The following is an 18,904-nucleotide window of genomic DNA, read 5'->3' as shown; positions in this document are numbered from 1 at the left end:
GTGGTCCGCACAGGCGGACCAGTCACCCCCGTCCGGGTGCCGCCCCGCCGGGTGGTGCGCCCCGGCCGGCACTGTCGGTACCCCGTCGTAGCGTCCGGGACGGCGGCAGCGCGAGTGCGGTCGCGGGGGAGTGCGGGGGTGCGCGGGTGTACGAGTCCGACGGCGGTCTGGTGGTCAGCGCCACCGACCTCACCGGCTTCCTGGAGTGCGAGCACCTGACCCGGCTGTCGGTCGAGGTGGCCCGCGGTCTGCGGCAGCGGCCCGACGCGGTCGACCCGATGACCGAGCTGGTGGCCGCGCACGGCCTGGCGCACGAGGCCCGCCACCTCGAGCGGCTGCGCGACCGCGGGCTGGCCGTCGTCGAGATCGCCCCGCCGTCCGGCCGGGGCGCCGAGGCCCTGCACCGCGCCCAGGCCGAGACGCTCGCCGCGATGCGCGCCGGTGCCGACGTCGTCTACCAGGCCACCTTCTTCGACGGCACCTGGCGCGGGCACGCCGACTTCCTGCTCAAGCGCCCCGACCGGGTCAGCGACCTGGGCCCGTGGGCCTACGACGTCGCCGACACCAAGCTGGCCCGCCGGATCAAGGTGCCCGCGCTGCTGCAGATGGCGCTCTACGGGGACCTGCTCGCCGGCCTGCAGGGCGTGCCCCCGGAACTGCTGACCGTCGTGACCGGCGACCAGCAGGAGCTCGTCTTCCGGTACGCCGACGCGGCCGCCTACACCCGGGTCACCCGGGAGCGGTTCCTCGCCCGGCTGGCCGACGGCGACCTCGCCCCGCCCTACCCGAACGCGCACTGCGGCGTCTGCCCCTGGCGGGAGACCTGCACCGCCCGGTGGCGGGAGGAGGACCACCTGTCCCGGGTGGCGCACCTCCGCCGGGACCACGCGGTGGCGCTCACCGAGGCGGGCATCGGCACCGTCGCCGCGCTGGCCGCCACCGACCCCGCCGACCTGCCCGGGGTGATCGGCCGGCAGGCCGCGCAGCGGCTGTCCACCCAGGCCCGGCTGCAGATCGAGGAGGAGCGCACCGGCCGCCCCGGCTTCCTGTTCCTGCCCCGGCTGCCCGGTCGCGGCTTCGAGCTGCTCCCGCCGCCCAGCCGGGGCGACCTGTTCTTCGACATCGAGGGCGACCCGTTCACCGGCGAGCACGGGCTGGAGTACCTCTGGGGCCTGCTGGACACCGCGGGGGAGTACCGCTCCTTCTGGGGCTGCGACCCCGACGCCGAGGTCACCGCGTTCGAGCAGCTGGTCGACGCGCTGACCGCGGCCCACACGGCCGACCCCGACATGCACGTCTACCACTACGCGCCCTACGAGCCGGCCCGGCTCAAGGCGCTGTCGGCCCGGCTGCGCACCCGGCAGGCCGAGGTCGACCGGCTGCTGCGCGGCAACGTGCTGGTCGACCTCTACACGGTGGTCCGGCAGGGGCTGCAGGTGAGCAAGGAGTCGTACTCGATCAAGAAGCTCGAGGACCTCTACCGCGGGCACACCCGCCCGGCCGGCGAGGCGGTCTCCGACGCCGGGGCGAGCATCGTGGCCTTCGAGACCTGGCTGCGCACCGGCGAGCAGCGGCTGCTCGACGAGATCGAGGAGTACAACCGCGACGACTGCGTCTCCACCGCCGAGCTGCGCGACTGGCTGGAGGCCCGGCGCGCCGAGCTGCTGGCCTCCGGCGAGCCGCTGGGCCGGCCCGTCGACGGCGACCCCGACCCGTCCGAGCGGGCCGTCGCGGCCGCGGCGGCGCAGGACGAGCTGGAGCAGCGGCTGCTGACCGGGCTGCCCGAGGCGGCCGCCGACCGCGACGAGCGCCAGCAGGCCACCTGGCTGCTCGCCCAGCAGCTGGGCTGGCACGCCCGGGAGGCCCGGTCAGAGTGGTGGGAGTACTTCCGGCTGCACGGCCTCACCCCCGAGGAGCTGGAGCGGGAGTCCACCGGGCTGGGGCCGCTGGCCGAGCCGGAGCTGCTCGGTGCCCGCGGCCGCACGGTGCACTGGCGCTACGCGTTCCCGCCGCAGGAGACCAAGGTGTCGATGGGGCAGCGGGTCGAGCAGGTGCCGGCGCCGGCCGGGAGCCGGCCGACGACCGCGGTCGTGGTGGACGCCGACCCGACGGCCGGCTGGCTGGTGCTGTCCCGCCGCGTCGACGCCGGCGCCGACCACCCGCAGGGCCTGCTGCCGACCAGCCCGCTCGACCCGGCCGCGTTCCGCGCGGCGCTGCTGGACCTGGGCGGGTTCGTCGCCGAGCACGGCGTCGACGCCGCCGGCGACCGGCTGCGCGCCGGGCGCGAGCTGCTGCTGCGCCGCCCGCCGCGGCTGCTGCCCGGCACGCCGATGACCGTGCCGGGGGAGGAGGCCGCCGACCGGGCGCGCCGGCTGGTGCTGGCGCTCGACGGCGGGGTGCTCGCCGTCCAGGGGCCGCCCGGGGCGGGCAAGACGTACACCGGCGCGCGGGCGGTGCTCGACCTGGTGCGCGCCGGCCGCCGGGTGGGCATCACCGCGCACAGCCACAAGGTGGTCGGCAACCTGCTCGACGCGGTGATGGCCGCCGCCCGGGCCGAGGGTGTGCCGCTGCGGGCGCTGCAGAAGGCCGACGAGCACCAGCGGTGCGCCTCCACCGACGTCAGCTGCACCAACGACAACGCGGCCGTGGTCGCCGCCCTGGACGCCGGCGACGTCGACGTGGTGGCCGGCACCTCGTGGCTGTTCGCCCGCCCCGACCTCGCCGGCCGGCTGGACGTGCTGGTCGTCGACGAGGCCGGGCAGCTGGCGCTCGCGCCGACGCTGGTCGTCTCCCGGGCGGCGCGCAACCTGGTGCTGCTCGGCGACCCCCAGCAGCTGCGGCAGCCGGGCCGGGGCATCCACCCCGAGGGCGCCGACGTGTCGGCGCTGCAGCACGTGATCGGCGGTGACGACGTGCTGCCCGCGGACCGCGGGGTCTTCCTCGACCGGTCGTGGCGGATGGCGCCGGCGCTGTGCCGGGTGGTGAGCGACCTGTCCTACGACGGGGCGCTGCAGCCGGCGCCGGTCACCGCGGCCAACGTCCTGGACGCACCGCAGCGGTGGGCAGCACCGGCCGGGATCGGCTGGGTGCCCGTCGTGCACGAGGGGAACGGCGCGGCGTCCCGGGAGGAGGCCGCGGTCGTCGCCGAGCTGGTCGCCGACCTGATGGGCCGCCGGTGGGTCGCGGAGGGCCGGGCGCGCGTGGTCGGCCAGGCCGACGTGCTGGTGGTGACCCCGTACAACGCGCAGGTGAACCAGGTGCGCAGCGCCCTGGCGGCGGCCGGGCTGGCGCGCGTGGAGGTCGGCACCGTGGACAAGTTCCAGGGTCGCGAGGCGGCGGTCGCGGTGTTCACGCTGGCCGCCTCCAGCGGGGCGCACGTGCCGCGGCGGCTGGACTTCCTGCTCGACCGGCACCGGCTCAACGTCGCGCTCAGCCGGGCGAAGACGGTCGCCTACCTGGTCGGCAGCCCGGCGCTGCTCACCTCGCCGGTGCACACGCCCGAGCAGCTGCGGCTGGTCAACGGCCTGTGCCGGCTGGTCGAGACCGCCACCGGCACCGCCCCGGGCCCGGCCCGCGCCCTCACGCCCGCCTGACCCGGTCGTGGGGGAGCCGGGGACGGGCGGGCAGGCCGTCGACCTGCGTGTCGCTCCGCCGCCCACCTCCGAGGTCGTGCAGGCGCGGTTCCGCCGGCAGGGCCGCCGGGACACCGTCCCGGAGCTCGCGGTGCGCCGGCGCCTGCACGCCCGCGGGGTGCGCTTCCGGGTCGACGTCCGCCCGTGCCGGGAGACCCGGGCGCGCGGCGACCTGGTCTGGAAGGGCCGCCGCCTCGTCGTCTTCGTCGACGGTTGCTTCTGGCACGGGTGCCCGGTCTGCGGTCACGTGCCGAAGGCGAACGCCACGTGGTGGGCCGAGAAGCTCGCCGCCAACGTCGCGCGGGACCGGCGGACGGATGCCCTGCTCGCCGGGCTGGGCTGGCGGGTGCTGCGCTTCTGGGAGCACGAGGACCCGGACGCCGTCGCCGACGCGATCTGCGCGGCGCTGGGGCGTTGAACGCCGGTGGCCCAGGAGTGCACCCGTTCTGGGCCACCGGCGTTCCACGGTCAGCTGACCTTGCGGTCGGCCGCCAGCCAGCCGGCCAGCTTCTCCATGTAGGCCGCCTGCGCCTGGTAGTCCATGCCGACGTACTCCCACGGGTGCACCTGGCCGGCCTGCGCCGCGGGCAGCAGCTGGTAGGTCGGCTGGGCCTGCATCTCCTCCGGCGTCATCGCGCCGCGCAGCGAGTACAGGATGACGTCGCTGCGGTACTGCGGCACCGACTCCCAGCCCGCGGTCTCCCAGAAGTAGCCGTCGCCGCCCGGGTCGCGGAACTGCACACCGAGGTCCTGGTACAGGTGCAGCGACGGGTCGTCGGGCGCCTTGGCCATGTAGAAGCCCTCGCCCGGGTAGGCGGCCACCGGCAGCACGGTCAGCCCCGACGCGGCGGCCTCGGTCAGCGCCGCGGAGGCATCGTCGTAGTCCCGCCGCATCGCGGCCACCTCGTCGCCCTGCATGTCCGCGCCCAGCGCATCGGCCAGGTCCGCCGTCCGCTCGATGACGTCGGCCGCCGAGCCCCGCCAGGCGATCGCGATGATCGGCGCGATCTGCGCCACCTGCTCCTGCTGGGCCGTCGACTCGAAGCCGTACAGCGGCTGCGAGCCGTCGAGGGTGCCGGCCGAGTCGACCGGGTAGACGCTGGTGACGATGACGTCGGGCTTCGCCGCGGCCAGCCGCTCCAGGTCGATCTGCCCGTAGCTGCTGCCCACGATCTCGACGTCCGAGAGGTCCTTGCCGGCGAACTGCACGTCGTCGGCGGCGGAGGTCTGCCCGAACGTCGCCACCGGCGCGATGCCGTAGTTCCACAACGAGGAGGCCACGTCGTTGAGCCCGGCGACCCGGGTCGGTCGGGCGTCCAGCGTCACCGTCTGGTCCAGGTCGTCGGTGAACGACCAGCTCCGCGGCTGGGCGGACGACGAGTCCGCGTCCTCGCCGCAGCCGCTCAGCGCGGCCAGGGCGGTCAGGGCGAGGACGGCGCCGGCCAGGCGTCGTCGGGGGATGCGCACACGATCTCCTCGGGTTCCGGGCGGGGTGTTCCCCCGCGATGGGCGGTTAGGCTAGCCTCACCTACGACTGGTGCGGCGATCGGCCACCCGGCGACGACGGCAGGAGACGGCATGACCACGGCGACGCGGGTCCGGACCGACACCACCGAGCCGGCCGTCGTCGAACGCCTCGCCGAGTCCGTGCCCGCCGCGAACGAGACGGCGCCGCTGACCCCGCAGTACCGCTTCTTCGAGGCCACCGTGGCCCGCACCGAGCGGCTGGGCCCGAGCTTCCTGCGGCTCACCCTGGCCGGTCCCCAGTTGCGCGGCTTCGGCGTCGGCGGCGACGACCAGCGGATCAAGCTGGTGCTCTCCCGCGACGGCCGCCCGGTGCTGCCCCTGCTCACCGCCGGCCCGCGCTGGTACCAGGACTACTGCGCGCTGCCCGACGACCAGCGCCCCCACCTCCGCACGTACACCGTCCGTGCGGCCCGCCCCGAGCTCGGCGAGCTGGACGTCGACGTCGTGCTGCACGGTGTCGACGACGGCCACGCCGGCCCGGCCGCCGCCTGGGCCGCGGCCGCGGTCCCCGGCGACCCGATCGTGCTGCTCGGGCCCGACGCCCCCGGTTCGGGCCGCGCCTGGGGCTGCGAGTGGGCACCGCCGGCGCACGGCAGCCTCTTCCTCGCCGGCGACGAGACCGCCGTCCCCGCCATCAGCGCGATCCTCGAGGCGCTGCCCGCCGGCCGCCGCACGGTCGCCGTCCTGGAGGTGCCCGAGGCCGGTGACGTGCTGCCGCTGACCGTCGCCCCCGGCGTCGAGGTGCGCTGGCTGGTCCGCGGCCGGCGTGCCCGCGGCGAGGCCCTCGGCAGCGCGGTGCACTCGGCGTTGTGCGAGCTCGGCATCGCCAAGCCCACCGCCGGCGTCGAGCCCGAGGACGTCGACCTCGACAGCGGCATCCTCTGGGAGGTGCCCGACTCCGCGGCCGCCGACGGCTGCTACGCCTGGCTCGCCGGGGAGGCCGGCGTGGTCAAGAAGCTGCGCCGCCGCCTCGTCCGCGACCTCGGTGTGCCGCGCACCTCGGTGGCGTTCATGGGCTACTGGCGGCTGGGCGCGGCCGAGGGCGCCTGAGCGCTCCCGCCGCGCGCTAGCGTCGGGGGCGTTCCCGGCGGGCGCCGGGACGAAGGAGGTGCGCGGTGCTGCTCCGGATCCTCGGGCTGCTGCTGGTCGTCTGGCTGGCGCTGGTCGTGATCGGCCTGGTCGTGAAGGCGCTGTTCTGGCTGGCCGTCGTCGGGCTGGTCCTCTTCGTCGGCACGATGGTGCTCGGCCGGGGCGAACGCGGCCGCATCAAGCGGTGACCACGCTGCTGGTCGACGTCGCCAACGTCGTCGGCTCGCGGCCCGACGGCTGGTGGCGCGACCGGGCCGGCGCGACCACCCGGCTGCTCGACCGGCTCGCCGTCCTGCCCGGCCGGACCGTGCCCGGACCCGAAGGCGCGGACGTGGCCGTGGCCGCGCTGGTCGCGGTCGTCGAGGGCCGGGCCCGGGACGTCGCCGCGCCGGCCGGCGTCCGGCTGGTCCGCGCGCCGGGCAGCGGGGACGACGCGCTGACCGCCACCGCGGCCGAGCTCGCCAGGTCCGACGACGACCTGCTCGCCGTCACCGCCGACCGCGGCCTGCGCGAGCGGCTGCCCGCGGGCGCGGCCGTCACCGGCCCGGGCTGGCTGCTGGACACCCTGGACCGCCTGGCCTGAACGGCACCGGGCAGGCTCGGGGCATGAGCGCACTCCTTCCGTCCACCGCCGTCCGGGTCGCCGCCGAGCTCGCCGGGGCCGCCGCGGCCGCCGTCCGCCCCGACCAGCTCGCCGACCGCACCCCCTGCCGGGACTGGGACGTCCGCGGCGTGCTCGACCACCTGGCCTGGGCCGCGGTGCTCGCCCAGCGCTCGGCCACCCGGCTGCCGCTGGAGCACGACTGGACCAGCGGCCGGCCGGCACCGTTCGTCGACGGGGTGCCGGTGGCGCAGTGGGGTCCGCTGATCGCCGAGGAGCTGGACGTCGCCGCCGACGCGTGGGCCGACGTCGCCGCCTGGCAGGGCGAGACGCTGATGGGCACCGCCCCGATGCCCGCCGAGGTGGTCGGGCCGATGATGCTGGCCGACATCGCGCTGCACGGCTGGGACGTCGCCCGGGCGGTCGGCGCTCCCTACCCGGTGGCCGCCGAGCTGGGCGAAGCAGTGCTGGCGGCGGTCGTGCCGATCGCGCCGATGGGCCGGGACGGCGGCTGGTACGCGGCCGAGGTGCCGGTGCCCGCGGACGCCCCCGCATTCGACCGGGCGCTGGGCCTGACCGGCCGCGACCCGGGCTGGACCCGCTGAGTCAGACCGACGAGCGCTCGGCCGGGTCCACGGCCGGCTGTTCGGCCGGGACGGCCGGCGCCAGCCCCGCCGTCCAGCGCTCCTCGATCCGCCCGTACCGCCAGACCGTGATCGCCACCGCCCAGGCCAGCACGAACAGCCCGACGATCGCGTAGCCGGCGTAGTCCAGGTCGATCCCGGCGACCCAGGCGAGCGGGCCGTGCTCGATGCCCACCTGGTCGGCCAGCACGCCGACCAGCTCGATGGTGCCGATGACCAGCGCCACCAGCACCGAGATCGAGGTGATGGTGATGTTGTAGAAGACCTTGCGCACCGGCCGGGCGAAGGCCCAGCCGTAGGCGGCGTTCATGAACACGCCGTCGACGGTGTCGGCCAGGCACATGCCGGCGGCGAAGAGGATCGGCAGCACGAGGATCGCGTAGAACGGCAGGCTGAACGCCGCCGCGCCGCCGGCGAGCACCAGCAGGCCGACCTCGGTGGCGGTGTCGAAGCCCAGCCCGAACAGCACGCCGATCGGGTAGATGTGCCAGGCCTTGCGGACCGACCGGGTCAGCCCGCCGAGGAACCGGTTGAAGAAGCCCCGCTTGTTGAGCTGCTCCTCCAGTGCGGCCTCGTCGTAGCGGCCGGCGCGCATCTCGCGGGACACCTTGAGGATGCCGACCAGCGCCGCGAGGTTGAGCAGGCCCAGCACCCAGAGGAAGACGCCGGACACCGACGGGCCGATGGTGCCGGTGATGCTGTGCAGCGTGGAGCTGTCGTCCTGCACCGGTCCCACCAGCGCCTTGACGCCGATCGACAGCAGGAAGGCGAGCGCGAAGACGATCGTCGAGTGGCCCAGGGAGAACCAGAAGCCGACCGACAGCGGACGCCGCTCGCGCGGTCGGCCGGTCACCTCGAGCGCGACGTTGTCGGCGATGAGCTTGCGGGTGGTGTTGTCGATCGCGGCGATGTGGTCGGCGTCGAAGGCGTGCCGCAGCCCGAACGTGTAGGCGAGCATCCCGACGCCGACGGTGAACACCCCGCTGCTGCCCAGGTCGAAGTGCTGGGGGACGACGAGGCCGAACAGCACGCCGAACCCGACCACGTGCAGGACGACGATCACCGCGACCATGGCGGCCAGCGAGGCGCGGTCCCGCCGGTCCAGCGACCGGGCGAAGTCCGCCCACTTGGATCCGCGTGCGGCCTGGGTGCTCACTGCGTCCTCTCCACCCGGGGACACGACCGGTCCCGTGGCGGCCTCGACCCTAGCTTGTTGCGAACACTTGGCAACAAGGCGTCGTGCGGGCTGGCGCTGGGGCTGTGGCCGGACGACCTGGTCGTGAAGCGCGACGACCTGACCGACCTCGGCGGCGGCAACAAGGTGCGCAAGCTGGAGCACCTGCTGGCGGAGGCGCGCGCCGCCGGCGCCACCGCGCTCGTCACCACCGGCGGGCTGCAGAGCAACCACGCGCGGATCACCGCCCTGGCCGCCGCCCCGCTCGGGCTGCGCGCGGTCCTGGTGCTCACCGGTACCGGTGACCCGGCGCGCACCGGGAACCTGGCGCTGGAGGAGCTGGCCGGCGCGCGGATCGTCCCGCTGCCGGCCGGGGCGGACGCCGCCGAGCGGCTCGCCGCGGAGGCCGACGCGCTGCGGGCGGCGGGGGAGCGGCCGTTCGTGGTGCCGCTGGGCGGGTCCACGCCCACCGGCGCGCGCGGCTACCTGACGTGCGCGGCCGAGCTGGCCGAGCAGGTGCCGGACCTGGCCACCGTCGTCGTCGCGCTGGGCTCCGGCGGCACGATGGCGGGTCTGGTCGCGGGGCTGGGCGCCGGCCGGGTGCTGGGCGTCGACGTCGGCGCCGTGCCGGACCCCGCCGGCCGGGTGCGGGACGTGGTGACCGCGCTCGGGGCGCCTGTCCCGGAGCTGCGGCTGCGCACCGACCAGGTGGGCGAGGGCTACGGGGTGGCCACCGCGGCCGGCGTCCGGGCGCTGCGGACGGCGGCAGCCACCGAGGGGCTGCTGCTCGATCCCGTCTACACCGGCAAGGCCCTGGCCGGGCTGGCCGTCGCGGTCGCCGACGGCAGCATCCGCCCGGGCGAGCGCATGGTCCTCCTGCACACCGGCGGGCTGGTCGGGCTGTTCGGCCACCCGCTGGCGGCGGAGCCGACCGCCGCCGCGCTGGCCGGGGACGGGGGTGCGGTGCCCGGGGAGCTCGTGCGCTGACCAGCGGGGCGGGCCAGCGCACGAGCTCCCGTCACGGAGGTCAGGCGCCCGCGTAGGAGCCCTTCTCCAGGTCCTCCACCAGCGACCGGGCGGTCGGCTTCCAGCCCAGCTCGTCCTTGGCCAGGCTGCCGGTGGCCTGCTGGTCCAGGTCGAGGGCGGCGGCCAGGGCGCCGAGGCGGGCCTCGGTCTCCTCGGCGGTCGACGCCACCACGCGACCCTCGCGGCCGGCGCCGCGCTCGGCGGCCTCGCCCAGCTCGCGCACGGTCGGGTTCTCACCGCTCACGCCCAGGTAGTAGGAGCCGGGCCGGGCCGAGGCCACCGCCAGCGCGTACAGCCGGCCGAGGTCCTCGGCGGCGACGGTGGTCCAGTGCTGGTCGCCGCTGCCGGGCAGCAGCAGCGCGCCGTCGTCCGTGCGCGGGCCGTCCTTCACCACGTTCGGCAGGCCGGCGCCGGAGCCGTGCACGATGCCGGGGGCGATCACGACCGAGCGGACGCCGTCGGCGGCCGCGGCGCGCACCCGCGCGTCGAGCGGCAGCCGCCAGGCGGTGAGCTGCGGCGGGGCGAACGGGGTGTCCTCGTCGATCGCGCCCGACCCGTGCACCCAGACGCCGCTGGTGTGCACGTAGACCTTGCCGGTGCCGGCCAGCGCCGGGAGGACGGCGTCGAGCAGGGCGGCGTCGCGCTCGGCGTCCTTGCCGTCGGCGGCGGCCGCGGTGTGCACGAAGGCGTCAACGCCGCGGGCCTGCGCGGCCAGCAGCGCGGCGTCGTCGACGTCGCCCCGGACGACGACGGCACCCGCGGCCGCGAGCGTGTCGGCGGAGCCGTCGCTGCGCGCCAGCGCGTGCACGGTGTGGCCGTCGGCCCGCAGGGCCGCGAGCACGGAGGATCCGACGAGACCGGTGCCACCGGTGAGGAAGACGTCCATGCCCTCCTCAAGCCGGTTGCCCGGTCAGACCTTCCCGGAGGGCAACTTCATCCGCCGGCCGGCCGCCATCACCCCGGACAGCAGCAGCTCGGCGGGGTGCCGGCGCGGCGGCTCCACCTCCGGCGGCCAGTCCGGGGCGAGATCGGGGTCGGCCGGGGCGATGACCACCTCGGCCGCCCGGCCCTGCAACCGTGCCCGCACCTCCTCCGGTGAGTAGGCGCGCCGGTGGCGCTCGTGCCGCAGCACCACCGCACCGGTGGCGGCCACGCCGGCAAGACCCGCGATCCCCAGCACCTTCCAGACCCGCATGACGCCCTACCGTAGTGGTGTGGCTCACAATCAGGTGCTCTCGCTGCCCGACGCCGTGGACCTGACCCGCACCGGTGACGTGTGGGTGTTCCGGGGGAGCTCGTTCGCCGACCGGGCGATCCGCACCGTCACCAACGCACCGGTCAACCATGTCGGGATGGCCGTCGTGCTCGAGGACCTGCCGCCGCTGCTCTGGCACGCCGAGCTCGGCCACTCGCTGCCCGACGCCTGGACCGGCCTGCACCAGCGGGGCGTCCAGCTGCACGACCTGCGCGACGCGGTCTGCGTGTGGCGCAAGCGGTACGGGCAGCAGGCGTGGCTGCGCCAGCTGGTCGGGCCGGCCGACGACGGCGGGGTGACCCGGGAGATGGAGGACGCCGTCCTGCAGACCATCGCCCGGCTCGACGGGAAGCCGTTCCCGACCACCCGCACGCTGGCCCGCGGCTGGGTCAACGGCCGGCTGCGGCGGCACCAGACCAACGACACGGTGTTCTGCGCGGAGCTGGTGGCCGCGACCTACCGGGCGATGGGGCTGCTGCCCGCCGACCGGCCGGTCAACGCCTACGACCCGGGCAGCTTCTGGTCCGGCGACGACCTGCAGCTGACCGGGGCGACGCTCGGCCCGGAGGTGCGCGTCGACGTCCCCGGCGCGGTGCCCGTCGCCGCCTGACCGCCTGGATCACGAGCGGCAGGGCGTCCGGAGCGGCCGGGCGTCAGGAGCGGGTGGACGCCAGGTCGGCGGGGGTGAGCCGGCCGGTCAGCAGGTCACCGGCGACGTCGTCCACGGTGCGCCCGGTGGCCGTGGCGTGCGCCCGCAGCACCGTCAGCGCGGTGGGCAGGTCGGCCGACAGCGCCAGGCCCAGCGCACCCAGCGCCTGCCAGACGCCGGTGCGCCGCACCGCCGTCGGGCTGCGCAGCCAGTCCGGGCCGGACGCCTCCGACCAGGTCGACCACACGGCCGCCTCGCTGAGCGCGGAGGTGATCAGGTCGGCCACGGCGAAGGCGTCGAAGACGTCGACCCGGGGGACGTCGGCCGGGTCGGTGACGAACAGGTCGAGCGCGCCGACCCCGGCCAGCGCGCGGCGGAACGGCAGCGCCACCACCCCGCGGAACGGCGTGCGGGTGGTCAGCTCGGCGGCGAAGGACGGCCACCGGTGGGTCAGGTCCTCCGGCACCGCGAACACCGGCTGGCCGCTCTCGAACGCGGCCAGGCAGGGTCCGTCGCCGACGGTGAACTGCAGCTGCTCGGCGAGCTCGGCGACCGGGTCGCTGCCGCCCAGCGGGCTGCGGCCGTGCGGACCCGACTGCACGCTGATGCCGAGCCCGGCGACCGGCAGCACCCGCGCGCCGGCCCGGGCCAGCCGCACCGGCAGCAGCTCCGGAGCCCCGCCGTCCGCGGCGCTCTCCGCCGCCAGGGCGTCCGCGAAGCGCTGGGCGAGGGTCACCCTGCGATCGTGCTCAGCGCGGGCCGGGCTGCGAGCCGTCCGGCGGCGTCACCGGCGCGCCGCCTCCGCAGCGTGTCCGGGGAGTGCCAGCACGGTGTCGTCCCCGCCGGCCAGTCCCGCGTCGTGGGTCACGCAGACCACCAGCCGGCCGGCCAGGGCGCGCCGCAGGTCGGTGACCAGGGCCGCCGCCGTGGGCGGGTCGAGGTGCGCGGTCGGCTCGTCGAGCAGCACCACCTCGCGGTCGGTGAGCAGCGCCCGGGCCACCGCGAGCCGGCGCCGCTCCCCGCCGGACAGCGCGGTGCCGCCCGCGCCGAGCGGGGTGTCCAGCCCGGCCGGGAGCGCGGCGAGCAGCGTGCCCAGCCCGGCCCGCCGCAGCGCCGCGCGCATGGCCGCCTCGCCGTCGGCACCGGCCAGCTCCCCGCCGGGCCGGGCCAGCGCCAGGTTGGCCCGCAGCGATGCGTCGAAGACGTGCGCGTCCTGCGGGCACCAGGCCATCGCGGCGCGGACGTCCTCGCCGTCCAGCACGGCTGCCTCGACCGGGCGGCCGCCGCTGCCGAGCACGTAGCTGCCGGCCGCCGGCCGCAGGAAGGCCATGAGCACCGACACCAGCGTCGACTTGCCCGACCCCGACGGCCCGGTGACCACCAGCCAGCCGGCGCCCGCGGTCGCCACCAGGTCCAGGTCGAGCAGCACCCCGGGGCGGCCGGGCCAGCCCGCGGTCAGCTGCTCGGTGGCCAGCTCGCGCACCGGGCGCGGGGCGGCCAGCCGGTCGTCGGGCGCCGGGTCGGCGGCGACCGGTTCGGCCAGCACCGCCTGCACCCGGGCCTGCGCGTCCCGCCAGCCCAGCCGGTTGCGGCGGGCTGCGCCCAGCGCGGTCAGCGGCTCCAGCAGCGCCAGCGGCGCCAGCGCCAGGACCGCCGCGGTGGGCGCCGACAGCTCCCCGGCCCGCACCGCGGCCCCGCCGATCGCGACGGCGAGCACGGCGGCCGCGCCGGTGGCGAACACCGCCAGCGCGTCGCCGAGGGCCGCGGCGCCGGCGGCGGCCTGCGCGGCGCGGCCCTGCCGGCGGCCGAGTGCGTCCAGCCGCGTGACCGCGGCACCGGCCAGCCCGTGGGCGCGCAGGTCCGCGGCGCCGTCCAGGGCGGCGGTGGTCTCGCGCAGCGTCTCGGTCTGCAGCTCGGCGGCGGCCCGGGCCACCCCGCGGTCGGCCGTCCGGTGCACCGCGACGACGGCCAGCGCCGTGGCCGCGAGCACCGCGCCCACGGCCAGCCCGGCGGCCGGGTCGATCGCCAGCAGCACCGCGGTCGTGCCGGTGAGCACCACGCCGGAGACCAGCGGTGGGGTCACCACCCGCACGGACAGGTCCTGCAGCAGCTCGACGTCCCCGACGACCCGCGCCAGCGCGCGGCCGGGGGTGCGGTCGGCGGCGGGCCCCTGGCTGGTCAGCGCCCGCCACAGCCGGAGCCGGGTGTCCGAGGCGAAGCGGAAGGCGGCGTCGTGGGCGGCCAGCCGCTCCAGCCAGCGCAGCAGTGCCCGGCCCAGCCCGGAGGCGCGGACGGCGACGATCGACGTCATCAGCAGCAGGATCTGCGGCTGCTCGGCCGCCCGGACGATCAGCCAGCCGGAGACCGCGGTCAGCGCGATGCCGAACCCGCTGGACGCCGCGCCGTAGAGCACCGCCCGGGTCATCGCCCGCCGCGGCAGCCGCAGCCGCCCGCCGTCCGCCGTCGCCGCCGTCGTCGTCGTCGTCCCGCTTTCGGCGCCGAAAGCGGACCGGCTTTCGGCGCCGAGAGCGGGGGCTGCTCCGGTTTCTCGCGAGAAGTCGGGGGTGGGGAGGCCGGGGAGGTCGACGGTGCGATCGGCGAGGGCGGCCAGGCCTGGGTCGTGGGTGACCAGGACGGTGGCCAGCGACCCGCGCAGGCGCACCAGCAGCTCGGTGACCCGGGCGGACGACGCCGCGTCGAGCGAGGCGGTCGGCTCGTCGAGCAGCAGCACCCGGGCCCCGCGCTGCACGCGCACCAGCGCCCGGGCCAGCGCGACCCGCTGCAGCTCACCGGGGGAGAGGGTGCGGCAGGCACGGTCGCGCAGGTGCCCGCCGTCCACCCACGCCAGCGCGGTGCCGGCGAGCTCGGTGGCCCGCGCCTCGTCGACGTCCCCGGCGTGCCGGCGCAGCTCGTCGACGACCAGGTCGGCGGTCGTGCGGGGGAACTGCGGCACCACGGCGACGTCGTCCGGGCGGGTCACCCGGCCGTGCACCGCCGCCGCCCCGCCGTCCAGCAGCTGGCCGGCCAGCACGGCGAGCACCGTCGACTTGCCCGAGCCGCTGGGCCCGCGCAGCGCGACCAGCTCGCCGGGGGCGACGGTGAGGTCGAGGCCGGTCACCGCGGCGTCCGCCCGGCCGGGGAACTGCACGTGCAGCCCGGTGACGGCGATGCCGCGGGGAGCGCCGTCCGGCGGGGGTGCCAGCACCGGCCGCAGCGGTGCGGTGCCGAGCACGGTGCGGGCGGCCGCGGCGGCCTCGGCGGCGTCCTCGCTGGCGTGGTGGGCCGCGCCCAGCGCCCGCAGCGGCGCGAACGCCTCGGGGGCCAGCAGCAGCGCGAGCAGCCCGGCCGACAGCGCCATCGAGCCGTGCGTCAGCCGTAGGCCGACGGTGACGGCGACCAGCGCGACCGACAGCGTGGCCAGCACCTCGAGCACCAGCGAGGAGAGGAAGGCAGTGCGCAGGGTGGCCAGCGTGCGCCGGCGGTAGGTCTCGCCGAGCTCGGCGAGGGAGGACAGCTGGTCGGCGGCCCGGCCCAGGCCGACGAGCACCGGCAGCCCGCGGACGAGCTCGGCGACGGTGCCGGCGACCCGGTCCAGCGCGCGGGCGGCGTCGGCGGTCCGGTCGCGGGTGTGCAGCCCGACCAGCGCCATGAACAGCGGCACCAGGGGCAGGCAGACGGCGACCAGCACCGCCGACAGCCAGTCGGTGACGCCCAGGACGACCAGCAGCACCGGCGGGACGACGATCGTCTGGGCGACCGCCGGCAGGTAGGTGGCCAGCGCCGGGCCGAGGTCGTGCAGCCGGGTGGTCGCGAGCACCGCGGCCGGGCCGGTGCCCCCCGCGGCGGCGGCCGCCTCGCCCTCCCCGGCGAGCAGCCGGTCCAGCAGCGACCGGCGCAGCTCGTCCTCGGCGCGGCGGGCGTCCCGGGTGGCGACCGCGGTGCCGACGCCGCCGGCGACCGCCCGCAGCGCGGCCCCGGCGACCGCCGCCAGCAGCGCCGTGCCCGGGGTGGTGCCGGCCGCGACGTCCGCGACCGCCCGGGCCAGGCCCGCGGCCAGCAGCACGACGCCGACCGTGGAGACCAGCGCGGCAGCCGCGGCGCGGACCAGCGCGCCGGTCACCCCCGGCACGCCGGCCAGCGCGCCGAGGGGACCGCGGGCGGGCCGGGAGCTCATGCGGTCACTCGCTCCGCGGCGGTCTCGTGCGGCGTCTCCGGCTCGGCGGTCAGCCGCTTGCGGAAGACCCAGTAGGTCCACGCCTGGTAGGCCAGCACCACCGGCAGCCCGATGCCCGCGGCCCAGGTCATGATCGTCAGCGTGTAGGAGCTGACCGAGGCGTCGGAGACGGTGACGTCGAAGGCCGAGCTGATCGTCGACGGGACGACGACCGGGTAGGCGGCCCCGAACACCGTGCCGGCCGCGCCGAGCAGGGTGACCGCCCAGGCGGTGAAGGCCTGCCCCTCGCGGTCGACCCGGATCCGCGCCCAGGTGACCAGCACGGCCATCGCCGCGACCAGCCACAGCACCGCGGTGACGAGCGTGCCGTCGCGCAGCTGGACGATGCCGGCCCACGCCAGCAGCGGCAGGGCCGCGACCGGGGCCCAGCGCCGGGCGAAGGCGCGCGCCGCGAGCCGCACCGGGCCCTCGGTCTTCAGCGACAGGAAGATCGCGCCGTGCACGACCGAGTAGGCGAGCACCGCGACCGCGCCGAGCAGCGCCGGCCAGCCCAGCCCGCTGAACGCGCCGCCCACCCGGTTGCCGTCGGCGTCGATCGGCAGCCCGATCGTGGTGGCGCCGAGCGCGGCGCCGATGCCCAGCGCGGCGATGAGCGAGCCGGCGGTGATCACGTGGGTCCAGGTGGTGTCCCACCGGTCGGTGTGGTGCGAGTGCCGCCACTCGAAGGCGACCGCCCGGATGATCAGGCCGAACAGCACCAGCACGAACGGCAGGTACAGCGCCGGCAGCCAGGTGGAGTACCAGCCGGGGAAGGCGGCGAACACCGCGCCGGCCGCGGTGATCAGCCAGACCTCGTTGCCGTCCCACAGCGGGCCGATGCTGCGCAGCATCAGGTGCCGGTCGGCGGGCGTGCGGCCGATCACCGGCAGCAGGGCGGCGACGCCGAAGTCGAAGCCCTCGAGCAGCAGGAAGCCGATCCACAGCACCGCGACGGCGGCGAACCAGAGGCTCTCCAGGTCCATCTCAGATCCCTCTTCTCGGTGGTCGCGGTCAGTAGGCGAAGCTGAGGACGTCGTCCTCGGCGCCGCGCCGGGCGGGCGGGCGCTCGCCGTCCCGGCCGCCGGGCAGGTCGTCGTCCGGACCGCCCTCGGGCGTGTGCCCGGGCACCGGGGCGCCGTCGCCGGTGGTGACGCCGCGGCGGACGAACCGGACCAGCAGCCACGCCTCGACGATGGCCAGCACGCCGTAGACCAGGGTCAGCCCGATCATGGAGGTGAGCACCTCACCCGCGGAGACGCCGGGGGAGACGGCCTGGGCGGTGAAGAAGTACACCTGGTCGGCCCGCGGGACGTCGGGGTTCGGGTAGACGACGAACGGCTGGCGGCCCATCTCGGTGAACACCCAGCCGGCGGCGTTGCCGACGAACGGGGCCGCGACGCCCAGCAGGCCGACGCCGATGCCGATCCGGGAGGTCGGCACCCGGCCGCGGCGGGTCGACCACAGCGCGACCGCCGCGACGCCGGCCGAGGCCAGGCCCATGCCGATCATCAGCCGGAAGTTCCAGTAGGTGGTGGCCAGCAGCGGGGTGTAGTCGATGGGCTGCCCGGCCTTGTCGCCGAACGACGGGTCGTCGGGGTAGGTGGCGCCGTACGCCTGCTCGTACTCCGCCTGCAGCTCGTTGACGCCGGGAACGGCGGTCGAGAAGTCGCCGTGGGCGAGGTAGGAGAGCAGGTAGGGGACGGTGAAGGAGTGCACGTCGTCGCACTCCTGGCTGCCGAACTTGCTGAACGCGAAGATCGAGAACGGGGCGGGCGCCTCGGTCTCGCACAGCGCCTCGGCCGAGCTCATCTTCAGCGGCTGCTGCTGGTACATCAGCTTGCCCTGGAAGTCGCCGGTGACCGCGACCGCGACGAAGGCGACCAGCGACAGGTAGCCGCCGAACCGGACCGAGCGGCGCCACACCGCGTGGTCCACGTCGGTGACCGGCAGGTCGGCCAGCCGGCGCTTGCGCAGGTGGTACAGCCCGACGCCGACCAGGGCGCCGCCGGCCACCATGAGCGCGCCGGCGATGGTGTGGCTGAAGGCGGCGAGCGCGGTGTTGTTGGTCAGCACCGCGAGGAAGTCGACCTGCCGCGGGCGGCCGGTCGCGTCGTCGGTGACGACGCCGACCGGGTGCTGCATCCAGCTGTTCGCCGCGATGATGAAGTACGCGCTGACGATCGAGCCGATCACCGCGGCCCAGAGGGCGGCCAGGTGCACCTTCTTCGGGATGCGGCCCCAGCCGAAGATCCACAGCCCGAGGAACGTCGACTCGAGGAAGAAGGCGAGCAGCGCCTCGAGCGCCAGCAGCGAGCCGAACACGTCGCCGACGAACCGGCTGTACTCGCTCCAGGCCAGCCCGAACTGGAACTCCTGCACCAGCCCGGTGGCCACGCCGAGCACGAAGTTGATCAGGTAGATGCGGCCCCAGAAGCGGGTCATCCGCAGCCACTCCGGCTTGTCGGTGCGCACCCACATCGTGTGCATGACGGCGACGGCGATGCCCAGGCCGATCGTCAGCGGCACCATCAGGAAGTGGTAGACGGTCGTGATGCCGAACTGCCACCGAGCCAGGTCCAGCACGTCCACAGCTGGTGCCTCCCCTGCGCCGACCCGCGGCGCGTAGTCTTCTTCTACGTCGCGTAGAACCGATCTCTTTCTACGCCTCGTAGAAGCGGAGTTCTACGGTAGGTAGAACGACACGCTGTGAACTGCACGACAGGAGAGCGATGAACACGCTGGGCGAGCTCGAGCGCGCGGTGCTCGAGCACCTCTGGTCCGTCGGCGGTCCGGTGACCGCAGCCCAGCTGCGCGACCACTTCGCCGACCGCAACCTGGCGCTGACCACCGTGCACACCGTGCTGTCCCGGCTGGAGCAGAAGGACTTCGTCACCCACGACGAGGCCCGCCCGCGCCAGTTCACCGCCCGGTCCACCCGCGAGGACCACATGGCCGGCCTCATGCACGAGGTGCTCGGTCAGGCCGCGGACCGGCAGGCCGTGCTCGCCCGCTTCGTGGGCAGCGTCGACCCGGCAGAGGCGCGCATGCTGCGCGAGCTGCTCGCCGGGGCGGACGACGCCGCCGCGCGCTGACC

The 18,904-nt window shown here is 76.2% G+C and carries 17 protein-coding genes; 9 read left to right on the top strand and 8 right to left on the bottom strand.

What is annotated here, in order from left to right; all coding sequences use genetic code 11:
- Nucleotides 1-146: 146 nt before the first annotated feature.
- The gene (locus AB0J00_RS02460) at nt 147-3,593 is read left to right on the top strand and encodes a TM0106 family RecB-like putative nuclease (protein WP_357739634.1); all 3,447 of its coding nucleotides are present in this window, start codon (nt 147-149) and stop codon (nt 3,591-3,593) included.
- A gap of 76 nt (nt 3,594-3,669) precedes the next feature.
- Nucleotides 3,670-4,050, top strand: coding sequence for a very short patch repair endonuclease (locus AB0J00_RS02455; protein ID WP_357739630.1), 381 nt, complete (start codon nt 3,670-3,672; stop codon nt 4,048-4,050).
- A 50-nt stretch (nt 4,051-4,100) separates the two neighbouring features.
- On the opposite strand, the gene AB0J00_RS02450 is transcribed toward AB0J00_RS02455, so the two are convergent.
- Nucleotides 4,101-5,099 carry an ABC transporter substrate-binding protein gene (locus AB0J00_RS02450; protein WP_357739627.1) on the bottom strand — a complete coding sequence of 333 codons (999 nt, stop codon included), beginning with the start codon at nt 5,097-5,099 and terminating at the stop codon, nt 4,101-4,103.
- Nucleotides 5,100-5,210: 111 nt separating this feature from the next.
- Between AB0J00_RS02450 and AB0J00_RS02445 the strand changes: the two genes are divergently transcribed.
- The 4 genes from AB0J00_RS02445 (at nt 5,211) to AB0J00_RS02430 (ending at nt 7,454) form a co-directional block, all read left to right on the top strand.
- Nucleotides 5,211-6,209, top strand: a complete 999-nt coding sequence (locus AB0J00_RS02445; RefSeq protein WP_357739624.1) for a siderophore-interacting protein — start codon at nt 5,211-5,213, stop codon at nt 6,207-6,209.
- Nucleotides 6,210-6,274: 65 nt separating this feature from the next.
- Nucleotides 6,275-6,436, top strand: coding sequence for a hypothetical protein (locus AB0J00_RS02440; RefSeq protein ID WP_357739622.1), 162 nt, complete (start codon nt 6,275-6,277; stop codon nt 6,434-6,436).
- Nucleotides 6,433-6,831, top strand: coding sequence for a hypothetical protein (locus AB0J00_RS02435; RefSeq protein ID WP_357739619.1), 399 nt, complete (start codon nt 6,433-6,435; stop codon nt 6,829-6,831). The genes AB0J00_RS02440 and AB0J00_RS02435 overlap by 4 nt, the downstream gene beginning before the upstream one ends.
- Before the next feature lie 23 nt (nt 6,832-6,854).
- The gene (locus AB0J00_RS02430; protein ID WP_357739616.1) at nt 6,855-7,454 is read left to right on the top strand and encodes a TIGR03086 family metal-binding protein; all 600 of its coding nucleotides are present in this window, start codon (nt 6,855-6,857) and stop codon (nt 7,452-7,454) included.
- A gap of 1 nt (nt 7,455) precedes the next feature.
- On the opposite strand, the gene AB0J00_RS02425 is transcribed toward AB0J00_RS02430, so the two are convergent.
- The gene (locus AB0J00_RS02425; RefSeq protein WP_357739613.1) at nt 7,456-8,649 is read right to left on the bottom strand and encodes a HoxN/HupN/NixA family nickel/cobalt transporter; all 1,194 of its coding nucleotides are present in this window, start codon (nt 8,647-8,649) and stop codon (nt 7,456-7,458) included.
- A 57-nt stretch (nt 8,650-8,706) separates the two neighbouring features.
- On the opposite strand from AB0J00_RS02425, the gene AB0J00_RS02420 reads away from it, so the two are divergent.
- Nucleotides 8,707-9,654 carry a pyridoxal-phosphate dependent enzyme gene (locus tag AB0J00_RS02420; RefSeq protein ID WP_357739610.1) on the top strand — a complete coding sequence of 316 codons (948 nt, stop codon included), beginning with the start codon at nt 8,707-8,709 and terminating at the stop codon, nt 9,652-9,654.
- A gap of 40 nt (nt 9,655-9,694) precedes the next feature.
- Here the strand turns inward: AB0J00_RS02420 and AB0J00_RS02415 are convergent, their stop codons facing one another.
- Nucleotides 9,695-10,579, bottom strand: a complete 885-nt coding sequence (locus AB0J00_RS02415; RefSeq protein ID WP_357739607.1) for an NmrA family NAD(P)-binding protein — start codon at nt 10,577-10,579, stop codon at nt 9,695-9,697.
- 24 nt (nt 10,580-10,603) lie between these two features.
- Complete coding sequence (locus AB0J00_RS02410) at nt 10,604-10,888, bottom strand: hypothetical protein (protein ID WP_357739604.1); 285 nt, start codon at nt 10,886-10,888, stop codon at nt 10,604-10,606.
- A gap of 19 nt (nt 10,889-10,907) precedes the next feature.
- Between AB0J00_RS02410 and AB0J00_RS02405 the strand changes: the two genes are divergently transcribed.
- Nucleotides 10,908-11,558, top strand: a complete 651-nt coding sequence (locus AB0J00_RS02405) for a hypothetical protein (RefSeq protein WP_357739601.1) — start codon at nt 10,908-10,910, stop codon at nt 11,556-11,558.
- A gap of 43 nt (nt 11,559-11,601) precedes the next feature.
- Here the strand turns inward: AB0J00_RS02405 and AB0J00_RS02400 are convergent, their stop codons facing one another.
- The 4 genes from AB0J00_RS02400 to AB0J00_RS02385 are packed head-to-tail and all read right to left on the bottom strand — an operon-like array spanning nt 11,602 to nt 18,399.
- On the bottom strand, nt 11,602-12,333 hold the full coding sequence (locus tag AB0J00_RS02400; RefSeq protein ID WP_357739598.1) for a GAF domain-containing protein: 732 nt from the start codon (nt 12,331-12,333) through the stop codon (nt 11,602-11,604).
- Between the two features lie 48 nt (nt 12,334-12,381).
- Nucleotides 12,382-15,771: a thiol reductant ABC exporter subunit CydC gene (gene cydC / locus AB0J00_RS02395; protein ID WP_357739596.1), complete on the bottom strand. Its 3,390-nt coding sequence runs from the start codon at nt 15,769-15,771 to the stop codon at nt 12,382-12,384.
- Complete coding sequence (cydB, locus tag AB0J00_RS02390) at nt 15,768-16,793, bottom strand: cytochrome d ubiquinol oxidase subunit II (protein ID WP_357739593.1); 1,026 nt, start codon at nt 16,791-16,793, stop codon at nt 15,768-15,770. The genes cydC and cydB overlap by 4 nt, the downstream gene beginning before the upstream one ends.
- A gap of 28 nt (nt 16,794-16,821) precedes the next feature.
- Entirely contained in the window at nt 16,822-18,399 is a 1,578-nt protein-coding gene (locus AB0J00_RS02385; protein WP_357739590.1) for a cytochrome ubiquinol oxidase subunit I, read from the bottom strand.
- Nucleotides 18,400-18,539: 140 nt separating this feature from the next.
- Here AB0J00_RS02385 and AB0J00_RS02380 point away from each other — a divergent pair, with 140 nt between their 5' ends.
- Nucleotides 18,540-18,902, top strand: coding sequence for a BlaI/MecI/CopY family transcriptional regulator (locus tag AB0J00_RS02380; protein ID WP_357739588.1), 363 nt, complete (start codon nt 18,540-18,542; stop codon nt 18,900-18,902).
- Nucleotides 18,903-18,904: the final 2 nt, after the last annotated feature.

This window comes from Modestobacter sp. NPDC049651, assembly GCF_040659695.1.
GTDB lineage: Bacteria > Actinomycetota > Actinomycetes > Mycobacteriales > Geodermatophilaceae > Modestobacter.
This window is presented reverse-complemented; position numbering and strand designations above follow the sequence as displayed.

Coding starts and splice junctions, on each gene's coding strand:
- AB0J00_RS02380 (WP_357739588.1), top strand. CDS start 18,540: ATGAACACGCTGGGCGAGCTCGAGCGCGCGGTGCTCGAGCACCTCTGG.
- cydB (WP_357739593.1), bottom strand. CDS start 16,793: ATGGACCTGGAGAGCCTCTGGTTCGCCGCCGTCGCGGTGCTGTGGATC.
- cydC (WP_357739596.1), bottom strand. CDS start 15,771: ATGAGCTCCCGGCCCGCCCGCGGTCCCCTCGGCGCGCTGGCCGGCGTG.
- AB0J00_RS02410 (WP_357739604.1), bottom strand. CDS start 10,888: ATGCGGGTCTGGAAGGTGCTGGGGATCGCGGGTCTTGCCGGCGTGGCC.
- AB0J00_RS02445 (WP_357739624.1), top strand. CDS start 5,211: ATGACCACGGCGACGCGGGTCCGGACCGACACCACCGAGCCGGCCGTC.
- AB0J00_RS02430 (WP_357739616.1), top strand. CDS start 6,855: ATGAGCGCACTCCTTCCGTCCACCGCCGTCCGGGTCGCCGCCGAGCTC.
- AB0J00_RS02415 (WP_357739607.1), bottom strand. CDS start 10,579: ATGGACGTCTTCCTCACCGGTGGCACCGGTCTCGTCGGATCCTCCGTG.